We start from the raw sequence: 21,874 nt of genomic DNA on the forward strand, positions 1-21,874 counted from the left end.
GCTCAACGAGCGCTTAGGTCCAGCAACTTTTGCAAGTACTGACCATAACCTGTTTTCTTCAGCGCCTCGGCTTGCATCCCCAGTTGCGCAGCAGTAATCCAGCCGTTGTTATAAGCGATCTCCTCCAGACACGCCACCTTCAGGCCTTGGCGTTGCTCAATGGTGTGCACAAAGTGACTTGCTTCCAGCAGAGAGTCATGAGTGCCGGTATCAAGCCAGGCGAAACCGCGACCGAGCATCTCGACATTCAGCGTCTTGCGCTCCAGGTAGGCGCGGTTAACATCAGTGATTTCCAGCTCGCCGCGCTCGGACGGCTTGATGCTCTTGGCAATCTCGACAACATCATTGTCGTAGAAGTACAGCCCGGTCACCGCATAATTGGATTTCGGCTGGAGCGGCTTCTCTTCAATGCTCAGTGCCCGACCGGTTTTATCAAACTCTACTACACCAAAACGTTCCGGATCGGAAACGTGATAGCCAAATACCGTGGCCCCTTGCTGTTGCGAGCTAGCGGAACGGAGGTTGTCCGAGAAGTGCTGCCCGTAGAATATGTTGTCACCCAGAATCAGGCAGCAAGGATCGGTACCAATGAACCCTTCACCGATAATGAAAGCCTGGGCCAGACCGTCCGGGCTAGGCTGTTCAGCATAAGTGAGCTGGATGCCATAAAGGCTACCGTCACCCAGTAACTTGCGGAAACATGGCAAATCTTCAGGCGTGGAGATAATCAGGATTTCACGCATACCTGCAAGCATCAGCACGGACAGCGGATAGAAGATCATCGGCTTGTCGTAGATCGGCAGCATCTGCTTGGATACGCCAAGAGTCAACGGATGCAGGCGCGTGCCCGAGCCGCCGGCGAGAATGATGCCTTTACGATTTGTCGTGGTCATTTATTCAGAACTTCCCTAAGCATTCGAGTCACACCACTTTGCCAATCCGGCAAGTGTAGAGAAAAATTGTCGCGCAACTTCTGAGTATTCAAACGAGAATTCAGAGGCCGCTTCGCAGGAGTGGGATAAGCTGCAGTATCGATTGGGGTGACCGCTGTTACGGCAAGTTGCTCGCCATTGGCCTTAGCGAAAGCGATTACATGACTTGCATAACCATGCCACGACACCTCACCACTGGCTACCAAGTGATACAAACCCGAGAGCTGCGGCTGTTGGCTCGCCTGGCGAACGGCCAAAGCCGTGACGTCAGCAATGAGGTCTGCCCCTGTCGGCGCCCCGATCTGATCGGCGATGACATTCAGCGTTTCGCGATCTTTGGCCAGACGTAACATGGTTTTGGCAAAATTGTTACCGCGAGCGCCATAGACCCAGCCTGTACGAAAGATCAGATGCTTGCAGCCCGAAGCGATAATCGCCTTCTCACCTGCCAGCTTACTTTCACCGTACTGGTTCAACGGGGCGACGTCATCCGTCTCCTGCCATGGACTGGAACCCTGGCCATTGAACACATAGTCAGTCGAATAATGCACAAGCCAGGCATCTAGAGCTTTTGCTTCTTCAGCCAACACCTGACTGGCACGGCCGTTTACCAGAAAGGCATGCTCGACATCGGATTCAGCCTTGTCGACTGCTGTATAAGCGGCCGCGTTAACGATGACATCAGGCATGATTTTGCGGATCGTCGCGCTTACCGCATCAAGATCGGAAAGGTCGCCGCACAGTCCATCGACCGGATGACGATCCAGCGCGACCAACTCGCCAAGCGGAGCAAGGGAGCGTTGCAGCTCCCAGCCTACTTGACCGTTTTTGCCCAGCAGTAGAATCTTCATGCCTTGTTCGAGCGGTCCGCGTAATTCTGGTCGATCCACTGTTGATAGGTACCGCTCTTCACGTGAGCGACCCACTCAGTGTTGCTCAGATACCATTCAACGGTTTTACGAATGCCCGTTTCAAAGGTTTCTTCCGGAGTCCAGCCCAGCTCGCGCTGAATCTTGCTCGCATCAATTGCGTAGCGCTGGTCGTGCCCCGGACGGTCCTGAACGTAGGTTATCAGGCTTGCATGCGGACGGTGGGCAGAGTCAGGACGCAACTCATCAAGCAGCGCACACAAGGTGTTCACGACTTCGATATTTTGCTTTTCGTTGTGACCACCAATGTTGTAAGTCTCACCGATCACACCTGCTGTCACGACTTTGTACAACGCACGAGCGTGATCTTCTACATACAGCCAGTCACGAACCTGATTGCCTTTGCCGTAAACAGGGAGAGGCTTTCCTTCCAGTGCGTTGAGAATGATCAGCGGGATCAACTTCTCAGGGAAATGGTACGGTCCATAGTTGTTCGAGCAATTGGTGACCAATGTCGGCAAACCGTAGGTACGCGCCCAAGCCCGAACCAGGTGGTCGGAACTGGCTTTGCTGGCCGAATAAGGCGAACTTGGCTGATAAGGCGTGGTTTCTGTGAACAGATCTTCCGGACCTTCCAGATCACCATACACTTCGTCAGTCGAGATATGGTGAAAACGGAAGTTGGCTTTACGCGCATCATCCAGAGCAGCCCAATAGTGGCGCGCCGCTTCAAGCAGTGTGTAGGTACCGATGATATTAGTCTGGATAAACTCGGATGGACCGGAGATCGAACGATCCACATGGGATTCTGCGGCCAGGTGCATGATCGCATCTGGTTGATGCTCACGTAGCACGCGGTCGATTTGATCACGATCGCAAATATCGACACGCTCAAATGCATAACGCGAGTTTTGGCTGACTTCCGCCAAAGATTCCAGATTGCCGGCGTAAGTCAGCTTATCAACGTTAACGACAGAGTCGGCGGTATTGGAAATGATATGACGGATGACTGCCGAGCCGATAAACCCGGCGCCGCCGGTTACTAGAATTTTCACGCGAAACAATACCCTTGAGCTGCAGACAGGCCACCGACGAGCACTGTCTAATCCATGAATGCGAAAGCCGCAGAAAACGAAGCTTCTGTCAGAGTCAGTCTGAATCGATATGGGAATGTGCCACTATCGAACAAGGGTAGCATTTTACAGCTTAATGAATCTTTTACTAATGGATATGGATAGGTTGTGACGCAATTTCGACAGACGCCCTGCGCCTGTCGCTTTCAAACAAGACGCTTGCGCGCAGCTTTGGACGGACGCCCCAGAAACCAGCCGAGTATTGGGCCAATCAACATACCGATGAGCAATGCCAAAACCACGACAAGTGATACCGGCAACTGCGGACCAGACAAACCCAGAAACAACAACGATACCGACTGCTGATTCTCAAGCACAAACGCCAGAATCACCAACACCAGTAAAAGAATAAAAACACCAAGAAGTATGCGCTTGAGGTTACGCATGGGTTACTCCCTGTGTAGAGATAGCGACTGTCAAACCCCCTCCTCCTCTTCCTCGTTCACCCGGTCACGCAATTCCTTGCCCGGCTTGAAATGCGGAACGAATTTGCCGTCGAGACTAACCGACTGACCAGTCTTTGGATTGCGACCGACGCGCGGCGCACGATAGTGCAGGGAGAAGCTGCCAAACCCACGGATCTCGATGCGATCACCAGTGGCCAGACATTGGGACATTTGTTCAAGCATGGTCTTGATGGCCAGCTCCACATCTTTGGATGAGAGTAGCCCTTGATGGGTGACAATTCGTTCGATCAACTCCGACTTCGTCATATTTTTCCCTTCTTTTTCAAGCAGCTAGATCAGCGCTTGAAAGGTTTTAGCACGCCCGGAAGATTTTGAACAGCCCAGGGATTGACATATCTTCCTTGGCGCCGAAACGCCTGTTTTCAGTGCACACAAGCACAAGCCGAAGCAGTGAACACTCAACGGCACATGACCAGCATGGTTCGAGTGACGTAGCCTGCAGGATTGAAGCCAAACGGATATTCATCTTCATCCTTAGCCTGATCAGATCGGGTGATTACCCTGTAACCCGCGCCCTTGCACTCCTTCGCTGCGCGCTTTTGGCATTTCTCCCACCCCGAACCCAGACCAGAGCAGTCGATCTCGATACCGCTGACGCCACGCACGGCATGCGTTTTGGCACTTGTGGTGCAGCCCGCCAATACCAACACCGCGATCAAGACAATAAATCTGTTCATCCACTTCCTTATGCCAGGCAACGCCCGACTACTGCACGACTAATACCCAGCTTAGTCGCGAATAGGCGATTGATCCGATTAAAGAAACAGACAACCCGTTGAAGTGATTGGTTTCACCGTAGCCTCGATCCACGCAAACCGCGGCGCGCACCGCCACCAAATCGCAGGCACAAAAAAGGGCGACCGAAGTCGCCCTTTTTCATGATCAAGCAGAACTTAGTTCTGTTTGGCCATTGCTTGACGCAGCAGTGCCGCCATAGTGGTGTCAGCTGCTTCACCTTCCGGAGCTGCTTTCAGGCTCTGGATGGCTTCTTTCTCTTCAGCATCGTCTTTCGACTTGATCGAGAGCTGGATTACGCGGCTCTTGCGGTCAACGCTGATGATCTTGGCTTCAACTTCCTGGCCTTCTTTCAGAACGTTGCGCGCGTCTTCAACGCGGTCACGGCTGATTTCAGAGGCTTTCAGGGTTGCTTCGATGTCGTCGGCCAGAACGATGATGGCGCCTTTGGCGTCAACTTCTTTCACGGTACCGGTCACGATAGCGCCCTTGTCGTTAACCGAGACGTACTCGGAGAACGGATCGCTTTCCAGTTGCTTGATGCCCAGGGAGATGCGCTCGCGCTCTGGGTCAACCGACAGGATGACGGTGTCCAGCTCGTCGCCCTTCTTGAAACGACGTACGGCTTCTTCGCCCACTTCGTTCCAGGAGATGTCGGACAGGTGAACCAGACCGTCGATGCCGCCGTCCAGACCAATGAAGATACCGAAATCGGTGATCGACTTGATGGTGCCGGAGATCTTGTCGCCCTTGTTGAACTGGCCAGAGAAGTCTTCCCATGGGTTCGACTTGCACTGCTTGATGCCCAGGGAGATACGACGACGCTCTTCGTCGATGTCCAGAACCATGACTTCCACTTCGTCGCCGACTTGTACGACTTTCGAAGGGTGGATGTTCTTGTTGGTCCAGTCCATTTCCGAAACGTGTACCAGACCTTCAACGCCTTCTTCCAGCTCAGCGAAGCAGCCGTAGTCGGTCAGGTTGGTTACACGAGCGGTAACGCGAGTGCCTTCTGGGTAACGGGCTTTGATAGCAACCCATGGATCTTCGCCCAGTTGCTTCAGGCCCAGGGAAACACGGTTGCGTTCGCGATCGTATTTCAGAACCTTGACGTCGATTTCGTCACCAACGTTGACGATTTCGGAAGGATGCTTGATACGCTTCCACGCCATGTCGGTGATGTGCAGCAGGCCGTCCACGCCACCCAGATCGACGAATGCGCCGTAATCGGTGAGGTTTTTGACGATACCTTTGACTTGCTGGCCTTCCTGCAGGGATTCCAGCAGAGCTTCACGCTCGGCGGAGTTCTCGGCTTCCAGGACGCTGCGACGGGAAACGACAACGTTGTTGCGCTTCTGGTCCAGCTTGATGACCTTGAATTCCAGCTCTTTGCCTTCCAGGTGCGTGGTGTCGCGCACTGGACGGACGTCAACCAGGGAACCTGGCAGGAACGCACGGATGCCGTTAACGTCGACAGTGAAGCCGCCTTTAACCTTACCGTTGATAACGCCCTTGACCACTTCCTCAGCTGCGAAGGCTGCTTCCAGAACGATCCAGCATTCAGCGCGCTTGGCTTTTTCACGGGACAGCTTGGTTTCACCGAAACCGTCTTCAACCGAATCCAGAGCAACGTGAACTTCGTCACCGACATTGATAGTCAGGTCACCAGCATCGTTGTAGAACTGTTCCAGCGGGATGAGTGCTTCAGACTTCAGGCCAGCGTGAACGGTTACCCAGCGAGCCTGGTAATCGATATCAACGATAACACCGGTGATGATGGAGCCTGCCTGAAGGTTCAGGGTCTTTAGGCTTTCTTCAAAGAGTTCCGCAAAGCTTTCGCTCATTTTAATTCCTGTAGATGAGGGCGAAGAATACGCCCATCTCCACACCCCAGACGGTGTGGGTTAGTTTCATTTAAAAGAAGCGCCGCAGGACTATGACTGGTCCCCTGCGACCTTCTTGGTCATCCGGCGATATCGCGAATGGCGATCTCGCTCATGATGCGTTCAAGCACCTGATCGATGGACAACTCCGTGGAATCCAGCTGTATCGCATCAGCCGCCGGCTTGAGCGGGGCTACTGCGCGCTGGGTATCACGCTCGTCGCGTGCACGGATCTCATCTAGCAGACTCGACAGACTAACACCCTCGACTTTGCCCTTCAACTGCAAATATCGGCGGCGCGCCCGTTCCTCGGCACTGGCAGTGAGGAAAATCTTCAGCGGCGCATCCGGAAAAACCACTGTGCCCATGTCGCGACCGTCGGCCACCAGGCCCGGCGCTTCCTGGAAAGCACGCTGGCGCTGCAGCAGCGCCTCGCGTACCGCCGGCAATGCGGCCACCTGAGAAGCACCGGAACCGACGCTTTCAGTACGGATGACGTCGCTGACTTCATCGCCTTCCAGAATGATGCGCTGCAGCTGACCGTCGGTCGCCGCGATGAACTGCACATCCAGATGAGCGGCGAGTTTCTTCAGCAGCTCTTCATTGGTCAGGTCGACACCATGGTTGTGCGCAGCGAACGCCAGCAGGCGATACAGCGCACCGGAATCCAGCAGATTCCAGCCCAGACGCTTGGCCAGGATCCCGGCGACCGTGCCCTTGCCCGAACCGCTTGGCCCATCGATGGTGATGACCGGTGCAATGTTTTTCACGACTGAGCCTCTTGAGCCACGCGAATGCCGACCTGCGCGCACAGCGCGAGGAAGTTCGGGAACGAAGTCGCGACGTTGGCGCAATCATGGATGCGGATCGGTGCAGTGGCGCGCAGCGAAGCGACGCTGAAAGCCATGGCGATACGGTGATCACCGTGACCATGCACTTCGCCGCCACCGATCTGGCCGCCATCAATGATGATGCCGTCCGGAGTCGGCTGGCATTTGACGCCCAGCGCCAGCAAGCCGTCCGCCATGACTTGAATGCGATCCGACTCCTTGACACGCAGCTCTTCAGCACCGGTCAGCACGGTACGACCTTCGGCACAGGCCGCCGCCACGAACAGCACCGGGAATTCGTCGATGGCCAGTGGCACCAACGCTTCCGGAATCTCGATACCCTTGAGTTTAGCAGCGCGCACACGCAGGTCAGCCACTGGCTCGCCGCCAACTTCACGCTGGTTTTCCAGGGTGATGTCTGCGCCCATCAGACGCAGGATGTCGATGACGCCGGTACGGGTCGGGTTGATGCCAACATGCTCCAGCACCAGCTCGGAACCTTCGGCGATCGACGCAGCCACCAGGAAGAACGCCGACGACGAGATGTCGCCCGGCACTTCAATGTGGGTCGCCGTCAGCTTGCCGCCGGACTCGACCGACGCGGTGGCGCCATCGACGCTTACCGGGTAGCCAAAACCGCGCAGCATGCGCTCGGTATGGTCACGGGTCGGCGCCGGCTCGGTCACGGTGGTCTTGCCTTCGGCGTACAGACCCGCCAGCAGCAGGCAGGACTTCACCTGAGCACTGGCCATCGGCATGGTGTAGGTCAGACCCTTGAGTTTGTGCCCGCCACGAATGGTCATCGGCGGACGACCTTCGGCAGCGGTTTCGATCACGGCGCCCATTTCACGCAGCGGATTGGCCACACGATTCATCGGACGCTTGGACAGCGATGCGTCGCCGGTCAGGGTGCTGTCGAAGTTCTGCGCCGCCAGCAGGCCGGACAGCAGACGCATCGAGGTGCCTGAGTTGCCCAGATAGATCGGACCCGGCGCTGGCTTCAGACCGTGCAGGCCGACGCCGTGAATGGTCACACGACCGTGGTGCGGGCCTTCGATGACCACGCCCATGTCGCGAAATGCCTGCAAGGTCGCCAGGGCATCTTCGCCCTCGAGGAAACCTTCAACCTCGGTCACGCCTTCGGCCAGCGAGCCGAGCATGATCGAGCGGTGGGAAATCGATTTGTCACCTGGTACGCGAATCCGACCGGACAGGCGGCCACCAGGTTGAGCCAGGAAAATCAGATCGTTGGAATTCATAGCGTCCACATAGGCCCTGCGGGCCAGGATTTTACTGAAATGCTCGCGGGCAACCCGGGCGCGCGTGAAGACGCCCAACAATTGGTGCCCATCCCCTGCATCGACCGCGTCGCGCAAGGCGTCGAGGTCGCTGCGAAATGTATCGAGTGTGCGCAGGACAGCCTCGCGGTTGGCGAGGAAGATGTCGTGCCACATCACCGGGTCGCTTCCGGCGATTCTTGTGAAATCGCGGAAACCGCCCGCAGCGTAACGGAAGATCTCAAGGTTTTCATTGCGTTTGGCCAACGAGTCGACCAGACCGAAGGCCAACAGGTGCGGCAGATGACTGGTCGCAGCCAGCACTTCATCGTGGCGCTCGACCTGCATGTGCTCGACGTCGGCACCCAGTTCGCGCCACAAGCGATCGACCACCGCCAGTGCGGCCGGGTCGGTCTGCTCGAGCGGCGTCAGAATCACCTTGTGCCGACGGAACAGCTCAGAGTTGGAAGCTTCCACCCCGCTCTGCTCGGAGCCGGCAATCGGATGGCCCGGCACGAAGCGCGCTGGCATACCGCCAAACGCCTCGGTCGCCGCGCGCACCACATTACCCTTGGCGCTGCCGACATCGGTCAGAATCGCCCGGCCCAGATCAACACTCGCCAGACGCGCGAGCACCTTCTCCATAGCCAGAATCGGCACTGCCAGTTGAATCACGTCGGCGCCCTGACACGCAGCGATCAGATCATCTTCACAACGATCCACCACACCCAACTCGACCGCCAGCTTGCGCGATTGCGGGTCGAGATCGACCCCGACCACCTCGCGGCAGATACCGCTTTCACGCAAGCCTTTGGCAAACGAACCACCGATCAAGCCCAGACCGACCACTACAAGGCGACCGATCATAGGTGCAGCAGATTGCAGAGCAGTGACATCACCCACGAGCCAGAACCTTACGCAGCGCTTCGAGGAAGCGGCTGTTTTCCGCCGGCAGACCGATAGTCACCCGCAGGTGGTTCGGCATGCCGTAATTGGCCACCGGACGCACGATCACGCCTTCGCGCAGCAAGCCCTGGAAAATCGGCGCAGCTACCTGACCGAGATCGACGCAGATAAAATTACCCTTGGACTCGATCCAGCTCAGACCCAACTCACGGAACCCCGCCTGCAACTGTTGCATGCCGGATTCGTTGAGCTGACGGCTTTGCGCCAGATACTCTTCGTCTTTCAGCGCCGCACAGGCCGCGGCCAGGGCCAGGCTGTTGACGTTGAACGGCTGGCGCACGCGGTTCAGCACGTCCGCCACCACCGCAGTGGACAGGCCATAACCGACGCGCAGCGCCGCCAGACCGTAGGCCTTGGAGAACGTGCGCGATACCAGCAGATTCGGGTACGCCGCGAGGAAATCCAGACCGTCCGGCAGATCGCTGCCTTCGGCGTATTCGATGTACGCCTCGTCCAGCACCACCAGGACGTGCTCCGGCACGTCCTGCAGGAACTCGCCCAGCGCTTCGGCGCCGAACCAGGTACCGGTCGGGTTGTTCGGATTGGCGATGAATACCACGCGGGTATTGGCGTCGATGGCCGCAAGCATCGCAGGCAAGTCGTGCCCCCAATCCTTGGCCGGAACCACTTTGGCCTGCGCACCGACAGCCTGGGTGGCGATCGGGTAGACAGCGAACGCGTGCTCACTGAACACGGCGTTCAGGCCCGGCGCCAGATAGGCGCGCGCCACCAGCTCGAGAATGTCGTTGGAGCCGTTGCCCAGGGTCACCTGGTTCAGCTCGACGCGGCACTGCTCGGCCAACAGCGATTTCAGCGCGAAGCCGTTGCCGTCCGGATAGCGGGTCAGCTCAGCCAGCTCTTCGCGGATCGCCGCCAAGGCTTTCGGACTGGCGCCCAGCGGGTTTTCATTGCTTGCCAGTTTGACGATCTTTGCCGGATCCAGATCCAGCTCGCGCGCCAGTTCGTCCACAGGCTTGCCCGGAACGTACGGCGAAAGTTGTTGCACGCCCGGCTGTGCCAGAGCGAGGAAGTTGCCACTCATTTGCTACCGCCCCTTAGAGAACTGCTTTCGGGTAGGAACCCAGCACTTTGAGTGCTACTGCTTCCTGACTGATCTTTTCCAGTACACCTTTGATCAGCGGATCACGGTGATGGCCAACGAAGTCGATGAAGAACACGTAGGTCCATTTGCCGCTGCGCGACGGACGGGTTTCGATCCGGGTCAGGTCGATCCCGTTGTCATGGAACGGCACCAGCAGCTCGTGAAGCGCGCCGGGCTTGTTGCTCATCGAGACGATGATCGAAGTCTTGTCGTCGCCGGTCGGCGGCACTTCCTGGTTACCGATCATCAGGAAGCGCGTCGAGTTGTCCGGACGGTCTTCGATCTTCTCGGCCAGACGCGTCAGGCCGTACAAGCCTGCGGCCATGTCACCGGCAATCGCCGCCGAATTCCACTCACCCTTGACCCGCTTCGCCGCTTCGGCGTTGCTCGATACCGCCACGCGCTCGACATTCGGGTAATGCGCGTCCAGCCACTTGCGGCACTGGGCCAGCGACTGGGCATGGGAGTAGATGCGGCTGATGCTGTCGGTCTTGGTGTTTTCACCAACCAACAGGTGATGGTGAATGCGCAGCTCGACTTCGCCACAGATCACCATGTCGTGTTCGAGGAAACTGTCGAGGGTGTGGTTGACCGCGCCTTCGGTGGAGTTCTCCACCGGCACCACGCCGAAGTTCACCGCACCCGCAGCCACTTCACGGAACACTTCGTCGATCGCCGCCATCGGCTTGCTGATCACCGCGTGGCCGAAGTGCTTCATGGCCGCCGCCTGGGTGAAGGTGCCCTCAGGGCCGAGGTAAGCCACTTTTAGCGGCTGCTCGAGCGCTAGGCACGAGGACATGATTTCGCGGAACAACCGCGCCATCTCTTCGTTACCCAGCGGCCCCTGATTGCGCTCCATCACCCGCTTGAGCACCTGAGCTTCACGCTCGGGACGATAGAACACCGGCACTTCGCCTTCGGCCAGCGAGGCCATCTTTACTCGCGCAACTTCCTGGGCGCAGCGGGCGCGTTCGCTGATCAGCTCGAGGACTTTGCTGTCCAGAGCGTCGATGCGAACGCGCAGTGCCTTGAGTTCTTGCTCGGACATCAGCCGTGTTCCTTCTCGAATTCAGCCATGTACGCCACCAGCGCGTTGACGGCGTTGATGTCGACGGCGTTGTAGATGGAGGCGCGCATGCCGCCCACGGAGCGGTGGCCCTTGAGGTTGAGCAGACCGCGTTCGTCAGCACCGGCGAGGAACGGCTTGTCCAGGCGATCGTCAGCCAGACGGAATGGCACGTTCATCCACGAGCGGTCCGACTTGTTGATCGGGTTGCTGTAGAGGCCGCTGGCGTCGATGAAGTCATACAGCGTGCGCTGCTTGACGTCATTCAGTTTGGCGATCGCTTCAACGCCGCCCTGCTCTTTCAGCCACTGGAACACCAGACCGGAGAGGTACCAGGCCAGGGTCGGCGGCGTGTTGTACATCGAGCCGTTGTCGGCCGCGACCTTGTAGTCGAGCATGGTCGGGCACAGCGAACGGGCCTTGCCCAGCAGGTCTTCGCGGATGATGTTGACGACAATACCGCTCGGACCGATGTTCTTCTGTGCGCCGGCGTAGATCATGCCGAAACGCGAGATGTCGACCGGACGCGAGAGGATGTCCGAAGACATGTCGGCGACCAGCGGCACATCACCGGTTTCCGGGATCCACTGGAATTCCAGACCGCCGATGGTTTCGTTCGGCGCGTAGTGAACGTAAGCGGCGTCTTTCGACAGATTCCACTCGTTCTGGCCCGGAATGGCGAAATAGTCGTAAGGCTTGGCGGTGGCGGCAACGTTGACGTGGCCGTAGCGCGAGGCTTCTTCGATGGCTTTCTGCGACCAGATACCGGTGTCGATATAGTCGGCGCTGCCGCCTTCAGGCAACAGGTTCAGCGGAATCTGCGCAAACTGCTGGCTGGCGCCGCCTTGCAGAAACAGCACTTTATAGTTCGACGGGATATTCAGCAGGTCACGCAGGTCCTGCTCGGCCTGAGTAGCAATGGACACGAACTCATCACTGCGATGGCTCATTTCCATGACCGACAGCCCCTTGCCATGCCAATCAAGGAGTTCACCCTGGGCACGTTGCAGGACAGCTTCAGGAAGCGCCGCAGGACCGGCACAGAAGTTATAGGCTCGCTTGCTCACATCCAATCTCGCTCTGATTTGGTGGTATCACATATCAGTCGGCGCCGATCCTGTGGGAGCGAGCTTGCTCGCGAAGGCGGACTGACATTCAACAACGATGTCGCCTGTTGCTCCGCTTTCGCGAGCAAGCTCGCTCCCACAGGGTTCGTCATGGGCGCCGATATTTCATACCGGACAAATAACAAGGGGGCGAATTTTCATCCGCCCCCTCGCTTGTCCGCTTATTCCTGCGGCTCTTCGTCAGCTGCGGCGTCGAGTTGCTGGTCCTCGGCAACGTCGTCGATCACGACATCCCCCTCGAACCCGGCACCCTCTTCACCTTCAAGCTCTTCGCCTTCGACTTCCGACGGCTCCTGAACCCGCTCCAGACCAACCAGGGTTTCGTCCTTGGCCAGTTTGATCAAGGTCACGCCCTGGGTGTTACGGCCCAGGCTCGACACTTCGTCGACACGGGTACGTACCAAGGTGCCCTGATCGGAGATCAGCATGATTTCTTCGCCGTCGAGCACCTGAACCGCACCGACCAGACGGCCGTTACGCTCGTTGCTGACCATGGCGATCACGCCCTGGCCGCCACGCTTGTACTCAGGGAACTCGGTGATCGCGGTACGCTTGCCATAACCACGCTCGGAAGCGGTGAGAATCTGGCTGCCTTCTTCCGGGATCAGCATCGAAATCAGCTTCTGCCCTTCCGGCAGACGCATGCCGCGTACACCGCGGGCGGTACGGCCCATGGCACGCACGTCGGACTCTTTGAAGCGCGTTACCTTGCCGCCATCGGAGAACAGCATCACTTCACGCTCGCCATCGGTGATGGCTGCGGAGATCAGCACGTCGCCTTCGTCCAGCTCCAGCGCGATCAGACCGACGCTGCGCTGACGGCTGAAGGATTCCAGCGGGGTCTTCTTGACGGTGCCGTTGGCGGTCGCCATGAAGATGTAGTGACCTTCGGTGTATTCCTCGACCGGCAGCATGGTGGTGATGTATTCACCGTCATCCAGCGGCAGCAGGTTGACCAGCGGACGACCACGGGCGGCGCGGGATGCTTCCGGAATTTCGTAAGTCTTCAGCCAGTAGACCTTGCCCTTGCTGGAGAACAGCAGGAGGGTGGTGTGACTGTTGGCCACCAGCAGGTGAGCGATGTAGTCCTCATCCTTGACGCCGGTCGCCGATTTGCCTTTGCCGCCACGACGCTGAGCCTGGTACGCAGCCAGCGGCTGAGTCTTGGCGTAGCCACCGTGGGAGATGGTCACGACGCGCTCTTCTTCCGGGATCATGTCACCCAGGGTCAGATCAAGACGCGCATCGAGAATCTCGGTGCGACGCACGTCGCCGTATTCGGCGCGGATCACTTCCAGCTCTTCGCGGATCACTTCCATCAGGCGCACGGCGCTGTTGAGGATGCGGATCAGCTCGCCGATCTGGTTGAGAATCTCTTGATACTCGGCCAGCAGCTTCTCGTGTTCCAGACCGGTCAGACGGTGCAGACGCAGTTCCAGAATGGCTTGCGCCTGCTCTGGCGACAGGAAGTACTTGCCTTCACGCAGACCGTATTGCGGATCGAGGTTCTCCGGACGGCACGAATCGGCACCGGCACGTTCAACCATCGCGACTACGGCGCTGGATTCCCAAGGGGTGCTGACCAGTGCTTCTTTCGCTTCCGACGGAGTCGGCGACGCCTTGATCAGAGCGATCACCGGGTCGATGTTCGACAGGGCAACGGCCTGACCTTCGAGGATGTGACCACGCTCGCGGGCCTTGCGCAGTTCGAATACGGTACGACGGGTGACCACTTCGCGACGGTGACGGACGAAGGCTTCCAGCAGATCCTTGAGGTTAAGAATCCGCGGACGGCCGTCGATCAGCGCGACGATGTTGATGCCGAATACCGATTGCAGCTGGGTCTGGGCGTAGAGGTTGTTGAGGATCACCTCAGGCACTTCGCCGCGACGCAGCTCGATCACGACGCGCATACCGTCCTTGTCGGACTCGTCGCGCAGCTCGGTGATGCCTTCAAGCTTCTTCTCTTTGACCAGCTCGGCGATCTTCTCGATCAGACGCGCCTTGTTCAGCTGATACGGGAGTTCGGTGATGACGATCTGCTGACGGCCGCCGACCTTGTCGATGTCCTCGATGATCGAACGGGCACGCATGTAAATGCGGCCGCGACCGGTGCGGTAGGCTTCGATGATGCCGGCACGACCGTTGATGATCGCGGCCGTCGGGAAGTCCGGACCGGGGATGTATTGCATCAGCTCATCGACGGTCAGCTCTGGGTTGTCGATGAGGGCCAGGCAACCGTCGATGACTTCACCGAGGTTGTGCGGCGGAATGTTGGTCGCCATGCCCACGGCGATACCGCTGGAACCGTTGACCAGCAGGTTCGGGATGCGCGTCGGCATCACCGCCGGGATCATTTCGGTGCCGTCGTAGTTCGGCACCCAGTCCACGGTTTCTTTATGCAGGTCAGCCAGCAGCTCGTGCGCCAGCTTGGTCATGCGCACTTCGGTGTATCGCATGGCCGCGGCGTTGTCGCCGTCCACCGAACCGAAGTTGCCCTGACCGTCAACCAGCAGGTAGCGCAGGGAGAAAGGCTGAGCCATGCGGACGATGGTGTCGTACACCGCGGTATCACCGTGCGGGTGATACTTACCGATTACGTCACCGACAACACGGGCAGATTTCTTGTACGGCTTGTTGAAGTCGTTGCCCAGCTCGCTCATCGCGAACAGTACGCGACGGTGCACGGGCTTGAGGCCATCGCGCGCATCCGGCAGTGCACGGCCGACGATTACGCTCATCGCGTAGTCGAGGTAGGACTGTTTCAGCTCGTCTTCGATATTGACCGGGAGGATTTCTTTGGCCAGTTCGCCCATGAGAAGCCTGATTCCTTTTTCTGGTGAAACTTCGTCATGTCCATATGGGATGAACGAAGCTCGTCGGGGCAGGCTGAGTGCCATGCGCCGACTTACGACAAATCAACAAATCGAACCGTGGATTTGCGCAGTAAAGACAGCTCCGTGAAGCTGCCTCGGAAAACGCCGGATGTTATCACAAGAGCCGCCACGCACCTATCCCCCAGATGCGCATGGAGCATAGTTAGTTGACCGATGACAGGCGTAAAGGGGACGAGAGAGGCTCAGAGCTTCTTTGAATGCAGATTTGGGGCTTGATTTGGAGATGTTTATTGACTTTGATGGCCCCATCGCGAGCAGGCTCACTCCTACAGGGTTTGCGTTCGACACCAATCAATGTAGGAGCCAGCCTGCTGGCGATGGCGTCCTTTCAGACGCCACAGCCCATCAATGCAGGCGCTTGCGGCACATCAACTGAGCCATTTTCGCCGTATCCGGCCGCTCGACGATGCCTTTTTCAGTGACGATCGCATCGATCAGATCCGCCGGCGTCACGTCAAACACCGGGTTGAACGCCTCGACGTCCGCCCCCACGCGCTTGCCACCGACCTCCAGCAGCTCGGCGCCGTCACGCTCCTCGATCGGGATGTCGTCGCCACTGGCCAGATGCATGTCGATGGTCGAACTCGGCGCCACCACCATGAAACGCACGCCGTGGTGCATGGCGTTGACCGCCAGTTGATAGGTGCCGATCTTGTTCGCCACGTCGCCATTGGCAGTGATGCGGTCAGCCCCGACGATCACCCAAGTCACGCCCTTGGTTTTCATGATGTGCGCAGCAGCCGAATCGGCATTCAGCGTCACCGGGATGCCTTCGTTCGCCAGCTCCCACGCGGTCAGGCGCGAACCCTGCAGCCATGGCCGGGTTTCATCGGCATACACCCGCTCGACCATGCCTTCCAGGTACGCCGCACGAATCACCCCCAGCGCGGTACCGAAACCGCCGGTCGCAAGGGCGCCGGTATTGCAGTGGGTCAGGATCGCCTGGGCATTGCCCTGATGCTTGCGGATCAGATCGACGCCGAGCTGGGCCATGGTCAGGTTGGCTTCGCGGTCGCTTTCATGAATGGCAATGGCTTCGGCTTCCAGCGCCACCAGCGGATCGGCATTGTCCTTCAGACGATCGAGCCGATCGTGCATGCGATTCAACGCCCAGAACAGGTTGACCGCCGTCGGGCGGGAATCCGCCAGCAGGGCGAAATCCTCTTCCAGCGCCGCGTACCAGTCGCCGCCTTCAGCCACGCGAGCGCGGGCCGCCAGCACAATGCCATAGGCCGCGCTGATGCCGATGGCCGGTGCGCCACGCACCACCATCGAACGAATCGCCTCAGCCACACCGGCAGCGCTGGTGTAGGCAATCCAGGTTTCCTCGAACGGCAAAATACGCTGATCCAGCAGGTGGAGCGCGCCATCTCGCCAATCGATGGCCTTTACTTTCTCCGCAGCCAACAGTCGATCGCGCATCCCTCACCCCGCACTCATGAACAAAAGCCGCCGATTATAGCGATCCCCCCGCGAAGACGCTCGGGTATACTTCGCCATCCTTTACAAAAGCACTGGAACCGACCCTCGATGCCGAAACCTGCCATTGCGCTCGACTTATTATTGCTGCCGACCTGGCTGGTACCCGTCGAACCCGCAGGCGTTGTGCTCAAGGAGCATGGCCTGGGCATTCGCGATGGTCGCATCGTGTTTATCGGCCCGCGCGCCGAAGCATTGAAGTGTAACGCCACTGAAGTCCGCGAATTGCCGGACGTGCTGCTCGCCCCAGGCCTGATCAACGCTCACGGGCATGCGGCGATGACCCTGTTCCGCGGTCTGGCCGACGATCTGCCGCTGATGACCTGGCTGGAAAACCACATCTGGCCGGCCGAGGCCAAATGGGTCGATGAAGAGTTCGTCCGTGATGGCACTGACTTGGCGATTGCCGAGCAGATCAAGGGCGGCATCAGCTGTTTCTCGGATATGTATTTCTTCCCGAAAGTCGCCAGTGAGCGCGTGCACAACAGCGGCATTCGCGCGCAGATCGCGATTCCGATCCTCGATTTCCCGATCCCCGGCGCCAGCAGCGCCGATGAGGCCATTCGTCAGGGCGTCGAGCTGTTCGGCGATCTGAAGCATCACGAACGGATCAAGATCACCTTCGGCCCGCATGCACCCTACACCGTGGGCGACGAGAACCTGGAAAAAATCCGCGTGATCGCCGAAGAGCTGGACGCGTCGATCCACATGCACGTCCACGAAACCGCTTTCGAAGTCCAGCAATCGCTGGAACATCGCGGCGAGCGGCCACTGGCCCGCCTCGGTCGCCTCGGCCTGCTCGGCCCGCGCTTCCAGGCGGTGCACATGACCCAGATCAGCGATGACGATCTGGCATTGCTGGTAGAAAGCAACACCAGCGTGATCCACTGCCCGGAATCGAATCTGAAGCTGGCCAGCGGGTTCTGCCCGGTGGAGCGCCTGTGGCAGGCTGGCGTGAACGTCGCCGTCGGCACCGATGGCGCCGCCAGCAACAACGACCTCGACCTGCTCGGCGAAACCCGCACTGCCGCGCTGCTGGCCAAAGCCGTCGCCGGCTCGGCCACCGCGCTGGACGCCCATCGTGCGCTGCGCATGGCCACGCTCAACGGCGCACGGGCCTTGGGCATCGAGGCGCAGGTCGGTTCGCTGGAGATCGGCAAGGCTGCGGACATTGTCGCTTTCGACCTGTCCGGCCTGGCTCAGCAACCGGTCTATGACCCGGTGTCGCAGCTTATTTATGCCACCGGCCGCGACTGCGTGAAACACCTGTGGGTCGCCGGCAAACAGTTACTCGACGACCGGCGCCTGACCCGTCTGGACGAACAACAGCTGGGCGCCACCGCCCGGGCCTGGGGCCAGCGCATCAGCGGCCACACCGAATCGTAAACACCGCGGAGCAGACTCCGCGGCTACAGCCCTTTTCAAGTTTCTCGAGGAATAGATATGAGCAACGTCGACCACGCCGAAATCGCCAAATTCGAAGCCCTGGCCCATCGCTGGTGGGACCGTGAAAGCGAGTTCAAACCGCTGCACGACATCAACCCGCTGCGCGTCAACTGGATTGACGAGCGAGTCAATCTGGCCGGCAAGAAAGTTCTCGACGTCGGTTGCGGCGGCGGCATCCTCAGCGAAGCCATGGCCCAGCGCGGCGCCACTGTCATGGGCATCGACATGGGCGAAGCGCCACTGGCGGTTGCGCAACTGCATCAACTGGAGTCCGGCGTCAGCGTCGAATACCGGCAGATCACCGCCGAAGCCCTGGCTGAAGAGATGCCCGAGCAGTTCGACGTGGTCACTTGCCTGGAAATGCTTGAGCACGTACCGGACCCGTCCTCGGTGATCCACGCCTGCTACCGCATGGTCAAGCCCGGCGGCCAGGTGTTCTTTTCGACCATCAACCGCAACCCGAAGGCGTACCTGTTCGCCATCATCGGCGCCGAATACATCATGAAGCTGCTGCCGCGTGGCACCCACGACTTCAAGAAATTCATCCGCCCGTCCGAGCTGGGCGCCTGGAGCCGCATCGCCGGCCTGACCGTCAAGGACATCATCGGCCTGACCTACAACCCGCTGACCAAGCACTACAAGCTGGCCAACGACGTTGACGTCAACTACATGATCCAGACCCTGCGCGAGGAGTAAGCCGATGGCCATCAGAGCAGTCCTTTTCGACATGGACGGCACCCTGCTCGACACCGCGCCGGACTTCATCGCCATTTGCCAGGCGATGCGCGCGGATCGCGGCTTGCCGCCGATGAACGACAAGCACATCCGCGACGAAATCTCCGGCGGCGCCAAAGCCATGGTCGCGGTGACATTCTCGATGGATCCGGAATCGCCGGGCTTCGAAGAACTGCGCCAGGAATTCCTCGAGCGCTATCTGGCCGGTTGCGCTGTGCACAGCAAGCTGTTCGACGGCATGGGCGAACTGCTGGCCGACATCGAGCGGGCCAACCTGATCTGGGGCGTGGTCACCAACAAACCGGTACGGTTTTCCGAGCCGATCATGCAGCAACTGGGGCTGGCCGAGCGCTCGGCGCTGCTGATCTGCCCGGATCACGTGAAAAACAGCAAGCCGGATCCGGAGCCGCTGATCCTCGCGTGCAAAATGCTTGATCTGGATCCGTCGACGGTTTTGTTTGTGGGCGATGATCTGCGCGATATCGAGTCGGGCCGCGATGCCGGCACCAAGACCTGCGCCGTGACCTACGGCTATATCCACCCGGACGACAACCCGCGGCACTGGGGCGCGGACGTGGTGGTGGATCATCCGCTGGAGTTGCGCAAGGTGCTCGACAGCGCGCTGTGCAGCTGCTGAAAACGGCCTTTGTGGCGAGGGGATTCATCCCCGATGGGTTGCGAAGCAGCCCCCGCAATCTTTCAGGTCGATTCGATATGCAGGTTTACGACTGCTTCGCAGCCGGTCGGGGATAAATCCCCTCACCACAAGGAAGCAGGTCTTCATGAATGGATTGTGAGGTTCTTATGTTCGATTACACCGCCCGTCCCGAATTGCTCAAGGATCGGGTCATTCTGGTCACCGGTGCCGGTCGCGGCATCGGTGCGGCCGCCGCGAAAACCTACGCCGCTCACGGCGCCACCGTGCTGCTGCTGGGCAAGACCGAAGCCAATCTGACTCAGGTCTACGACGAGATTGAAGCGGCGGGGCATCCACAACCGGCAGTGATCCCGTTCAACCTCGAGACCGCCCTGCCCCATCAATACGATGAGCTGGCGGCAATGATCGAGAGCGAGTTCGGCCACCTCGACGGCTTGCTGCACAACGCCTCGATCATCGGGCCGCGCACGCCGATCGAGCAGCTGTCGGGCGAAAACTTCATGCGTGTCATGCAAGTCAACGTCAACGCCATGTTCATGCTGACCAGCACCCTGCTGCCGCTGCTCAAGCTGTCGCAGGATGCCTCGGTGGTGTTCACCTCCAGCAGCGTCGGACGCAAGGGCCGGGCCTACTGGGGCGCTTACGGAGTATCGAAGTTCGCTACCGAAGGCTTGATGCAAACCCTGGCCGATGAAGTCGATGGCGTGGCACCCGTGCGCTCCAACAGCATCAACCCGGGCGGCACGCGTACCAGCATGCGTGCACAGGCCTATCCGGGAGAAAACCCGCTGAACAATCCGACCCCGGAAGAGATCATGCCGGTGTACCTGTACCTGATGGGCCCTGACAGCGCCGGCATCAATGGCCAGGCATTCAACGCGCAATAACTGCCATACGTCGCTTTTGTTGCCGTGGCGGATTACCGTCGCGGCACACAATTGCCGCTTCCCACCGTCACACTTCAGTCAAATATCCGCCACCCTCCCTCAAAGCAAAAAGCCATCCTGTTGATTCATAAAGGTTTTAATAAACCTGAACCGAATGGCACGACTTTCGCTCTAATTTTCCTCAAAGCATGCCGTGTGAAGGCACTGGGGCAAGGCCGATTTCGATAGCTGACTAATCGTCATCAGGCAGACTAAACTTACGCCAAATGTCCTACGGGACTGATGGATCAGTATGACGCGCAGCCCATAGCCGCTCTCACCCAGCCTGTAAGACAGACTTACTGCTTAGGGGCTCACGCCATATGAAATCACCTTCCCAGACCAATGCAATTGACTTTGACAGTGCCAAATTGCAACGCCTGGGCTTTGGTCAGCTGCCTCCGCTTCTGGAACGCCCGGCCAGCCTGGCGCAATTGCGCCAGCAAATGAGCCTGCAACTGCAAACCAGTCTTGAGCCGCAACGAATCCTCGGTCTGTTTTTCCGCGAAGTTCAGCGTCTTGTGCCGCTGGATGCCTTGAGCTACGTGCATTCGGGCAGCGACTTGCGCCTGGAGTTCGGTGCCCGCGGTCACCATTCGGTCAGCTACAGCCTCAGCCACGAAGGCGAGCACCTGGGTGAACTGGTCTTCCGCCGCAACCAGCGCTTCAGCGAGCAGGATCAGGGCAACCTCGAATCGCTGCTGTCGTCGCTGCTGTTCCCGATGCGCAATGCCCTGCTCTACCGCGCGGCAACACAAAGTGCGCTGCGCGACCCGTTGACCGGAACCGGCAACCGGATCGCCATGGAGCAGACCCTGCAACGCGAGATCGACATGTCCCGCCGGCACCTGCAACCGTTGTCGGTGCTGATGCTCGACATCGACCACTTCAAACGGGTCAACGACAGTCATGGCCACAGCGCCGGGGATGACGTACTCAAAGGGGTGGCGGCGTCGATCAAGGGCCAGCTGCGCAACGTCGACATGGTGTTTCGCTATGGCGGGGAAGAATTTCTGATCTTGCTGTGCAACACCGGCCGGGAAGCGGCAGCGATGGTCGGCGAGCGTCTGCGCCATGCCGCGCAGACTGCAGAATATTTCGCGGACGGCAAACTGATCGACCTGACTGTGAGCCTTGGTTGCTCGACTCTGCTGCCGGGTGAATCAGCGGACAGTCTGCTGCGCCGGGCCGACAGTGCGCTGTACGTGGCCAAGCGCGAGGGGCGTAATCGGTTGGCGATGGCGGGTTGAGTCCTTGCAGATACCCACAAACCACTGTGGGAGCGGGCTTGCTCGCGAAAGCGGTGTGTCAGTCAAACAATTGCTGCCTGACACACCGCTTTCGCG

General features: G+C 59.1%; 19 protein-coding genes. 5 read left to right on the top strand and 14 right to left on the bottom strand.

All coding sequences use genetic code 11. The annotated features are described in order from the left end of the window. Positions 1-2: 2 nt before the first annotated feature. The 14 genes from rfbA to mtnA all read right to left on the bottom strand — a co-directional run bounded on the left by rfbA (position 3) and on the right by mtnA (position 16,706). Entirely contained in the window at positions 3-893 is an 891-nt protein-coding gene (gene rfbA, locus QMX91_RS11715) for a glucose-1-phosphate thymidylyltransferase RfbA (RefSeq protein WP_282412742.1), read from the bottom strand. After that, the gene (rfbD, locus tag QMX91_RS11720; RefSeq protein ID WP_282412743.1) at positions 890-1,783 is read right to left on the bottom strand and encodes a dTDP-4-dehydrorhamnose reductase; all 894 of its coding nucleotides are present in this window, start codon (positions 1,781-1,783) and stop codon (positions 890-892) included. Before rfbD ends, rfbA begins: the two co-directional genes overlap by 4 nt. Beyond that, entirely contained in the window at positions 1,780-2,856 is a 1,077-nt protein-coding gene (gene rfbB / locus QMX91_RS11725) for a dTDP-glucose 4,6-dehydratase (RefSeq protein WP_282412744.1), read from the bottom strand. Before rfbB ends, rfbD begins: the two co-directional genes overlap by 4 nt. Positions 2,857-3,080: 224 nt before the next feature. Further along, the gene (locus QMX91_RS11730; RefSeq protein ID WP_225135894.1) at positions 3,081-3,320 is read right to left on the bottom strand and encodes a lipopolysaccharide assembly protein LapA domain-containing protein; all 240 of its coding nucleotides are present in this window, start codon (positions 3,318-3,320) and stop codon (positions 3,081-3,083) included. A gap of 30 nt (positions 3,321-3,350) precedes the next feature. Then, positions 3,351-3,647, bottom strand: coding sequence for an integration host factor subunit beta (gene ihfB / locus QMX91_RS11735; RefSeq protein WP_003189779.1), 297 nt, complete (start codon positions 3,645-3,647; stop codon positions 3,351-3,353). A 152-nt stretch (positions 3,648-3,799) separates the two neighbouring features. Further along, positions 3,800-4,078 carry a hypothetical protein gene (locus QMX91_RS11740; protein WP_027612423.1) on the bottom strand — a complete coding sequence of 93 codons (279 nt, stop codon included), beginning with the start codon at positions 4,076-4,078 and terminating at the stop codon, positions 3,800-3,802. Between the two features lie 216 nt (positions 4,079-4,294). Then, on the bottom strand, positions 4,295-5,980 hold the full coding sequence (gene rpsA / locus QMX91_RS11745; protein WP_027612422.1) for a 30S ribosomal protein S1: 1,686 nt from the start codon (positions 5,978-5,980) through the stop codon (positions 4,295-4,297). A gap of 119 nt (positions 5,981-6,099) precedes the next feature. Next, positions 6,100-6,789, bottom strand: a complete 690-nt coding sequence (cmk, locus tag QMX91_RS11750) for a (d)CMP kinase (protein WP_015093983.1) — start codon at positions 6,787-6,789, stop codon at positions 6,100-6,102. Then, a complete protein-coding gene (locus QMX91_RS11755; protein WP_282412745.1) occupies positions 6,786-8,993 on the bottom strand; it encodes a bifunctional prephenate dehydrogenase/3-phosphoshikimate 1-carboxyvinyltransferase in 2,208 nt (735 codons plus the stop codon). Before QMX91_RS11755 ends, cmk begins: the two co-directional genes overlap by 4 nt. Before the next feature lie 28 nt (positions 8,994-9,021). Beyond that, complete coding sequence (hisC, locus tag QMX91_RS11760; protein WP_223007739.1) at positions 9,022-10,134, bottom strand: histidinol-phosphate transaminase; 1,113 nt, start codon at positions 10,132-10,134, stop codon at positions 9,022-9,024. A 13-nt stretch (positions 10,135-10,147) separates the two neighbouring features. Further along, positions 10,148-11,242: a prephenate dehydratase gene (gene pheA, locus QMX91_RS11765; RefSeq protein WP_003226907.1), complete on the bottom strand. Its 1,095-nt coding sequence runs from the start codon at positions 11,240-11,242 to the stop codon at positions 10,148-10,150. Then, positions 11,242-12,327, bottom strand: a complete 1,086-nt coding sequence (gene serC / locus QMX91_RS11770; RefSeq protein ID WP_247840523.1) for a 3-phosphoserine/phosphohydroxythreonine transaminase — start codon at positions 12,325-12,327, stop codon at positions 11,242-11,244. Before serC ends, pheA begins: the two co-directional genes overlap by 1 nt. A 221-nt stretch (positions 12,328-12,548) precedes the next feature. Continuing rightward, complete coding sequence (gene gyrA, locus QMX91_RS11775; protein ID WP_098964976.1) at positions 12,549-15,203, bottom strand: DNA gyrase subunit A; 2,655 nt, start codon at positions 15,201-15,203, stop codon at positions 12,549-12,551. Positions 15,204-15,629: 426 nt separating this feature from the next. Then, positions 15,630-16,706: an S-methyl-5-thioribose-1-phosphate isomerase gene (gene mtnA / locus QMX91_RS11780; protein WP_096794920.1), complete on the bottom strand. Its 1,077-nt coding sequence runs from the start codon at positions 16,704-16,706 to the stop codon at positions 15,630-15,632. A 108-nt stretch (positions 16,707-16,814) separates the two neighbouring features. On the opposite strand from mtnA, the gene QMX91_RS11785 reads away from it, so the two are divergent. The 5 genes from QMX91_RS11785 (at position 16,815) to QMX91_RS11805 (ending at position 21,778) form a co-directional block, all read left to right on the top strand. Then, positions 16,815-18,149, top strand: coding sequence for a TRZ/ATZ family hydrolase (locus QMX91_RS11785; protein ID WP_007963617.1), 1,335 nt, complete (start codon positions 16,815-16,817; stop codon positions 18,147-18,149). Between the two features lie 57 nt (positions 18,150-18,206). After that, positions 18,207-18,905: a bifunctional 2-polyprenyl-6-hydroxyphenol methylase/3-demethylubiquinol 3-O-methyltransferase UbiG gene (gene ubiG, locus QMX91_RS11790; RefSeq protein WP_282412746.1), complete on the top strand. Its 699-nt coding sequence runs from the start codon at positions 18,207-18,209 to the stop codon at positions 18,903-18,905. Between the two features lie 4 nt (positions 18,906-18,909). Beyond that, the gene (gene mupP / locus QMX91_RS11795; protein WP_282412747.1) at positions 18,910-19,581 is read left to right on the top strand and encodes an N-acetylmuramic acid 6-phosphate phosphatase MupP; all 672 of its coding nucleotides are present in this window, start codon (positions 18,910-18,912) and stop codon (positions 19,579-19,581) included. Between the two features lie 167 nt (positions 19,582-19,748). Further along, a complete protein-coding gene (locus QMX91_RS11800) occupies positions 19,749-20,489 on the top strand; it encodes a YciK family oxidoreductase (RefSeq protein ID WP_027612414.1) in 741 nt (246 codons plus the stop codon). Between the two features lie 362 nt (positions 20,490-20,851). After that, positions 20,852-21,778 (top strand): GGDEF domain-containing protein, encoded by a 927-nt coding sequence (locus QMX91_RS11805; RefSeq protein ID WP_139054916.1) that lies wholly within the window; start codon positions 20,852-20,854, stop codon positions 21,776-21,778. The last annotated feature ends 96 nt before the right edge of the window (positions 21,779-21,874 follow it).

This window comes from Pseudomonas sp. PS01299 (assembly GCF_029960145.1).
GTDB classification, from domain to species: domain Bacteria; phylum Pseudomonadota; class Gammaproteobacteria; order Pseudomonadales; family Pseudomonadaceae; genus Aquipseudomonas; species Aquipseudomonas putida_A.

Bases quoted from the DNA above. Each gene is read 5' to 3' on its own strand.
- rfbA (WP_282412742.1), bottom strand. From the start codon at position 893: ATGACCACGACAAATCGTAAAGGCATCATTCTCGCCGGCGGCTCGGGC.
- rfbD (WP_282412743.1), bottom strand. From the start codon at position 1,783: ATGAAGATTCTACTGCTGGGCAAAAACGGTCAAGTAGGCTGGGAGCTG.
- QMX91_RS11730 (WP_225135894.1), bottom strand. From the start codon at position 3,320: ATGCGTAACCTCAAGCGCATACTTCTTGGTGTTTTTATTCTTTTACTG.
- ihfB (WP_003189779.1), bottom strand. From the start codon at position 3,647: ATGACGAAGTCGGAGTTGATCGAACGAATTGTCACCCATCAAGGGCTA.
- QMX91_RS11740 (WP_027612423.1), bottom strand. From the start codon at position 4,078: ATGAACAGATTTATTGTCTTGATCGCGGTGTTGGTATTGGCGGGCTGC.
- rpsA (WP_027612422.1), bottom strand. From the start codon at position 5,980: ATGAGCGAAAGCTTTGCGGAACTCTTTGAAGAAAGCCTAAAGACCCTG.
- QMX91_RS11755 (WP_282412745.1), bottom strand. From the start codon at position 8,993: ATGATCGGTCGCCTTGTAGTGGTCGGTCTGGGCTTGATCGGTGGTTCG.
- hisC (WP_223007739.1), bottom strand. From the start codon at position 10,134: ATGAGTGGCAACTTCCTCGCTCTGGCACAGCCGGGCGTGCAACAACTT.
- pheA (WP_003226907.1), bottom strand. From the start codon at position 11,242: ATGTCCGAGCAAGAACTCAAGGCACTGCGCGTTCGCATCGACGCTCTG.
- gyrA (WP_098964976.1), bottom strand. From the start codon at position 15,203: ATGGGCGAACTGGCCAAAGAAATCCTCCCGGTCAATATCGAAGACGAG.
- mtnA (WP_096794920.1), bottom strand. From the start codon at position 16,706: ATGCGCGATCGACTGTTGGCTGCGGAGAAAGTAAAGGCCATCGATTGG.
- QMX91_RS11785 (WP_007963617.1), top strand. From the start codon at position 16,815: ATGCCGAAACCTGCCATTGCGCTCGACTTATTATTGCTGCCGACCTGG.
- ubiG (WP_282412746.1), top strand. From the start codon at position 18,207: ATGAGCAACGTCGACCACGCCGAAATCGCCAAATTCGAAGCCCTGGCC.
- mupP (WP_282412747.1), top strand. From the start codon at position 18,910: ATGGCCATCAGAGCAGTCCTTTTCGACATGGACGGCACCCTGCTCGAC.
- QMX91_RS11800 (WP_027612414.1), top strand. From the start codon at position 19,749: ATGTTCGATTACACCGCCCGTCCCGAATTGCTCAAGGATCGGGTCATT.
- QMX91_RS11805 (WP_139054916.1), top strand. From the start codon at position 20,852: ATGAAATCACCTTCCCAGACCAATGCAATTGACTTTGACAGTGCCAAA.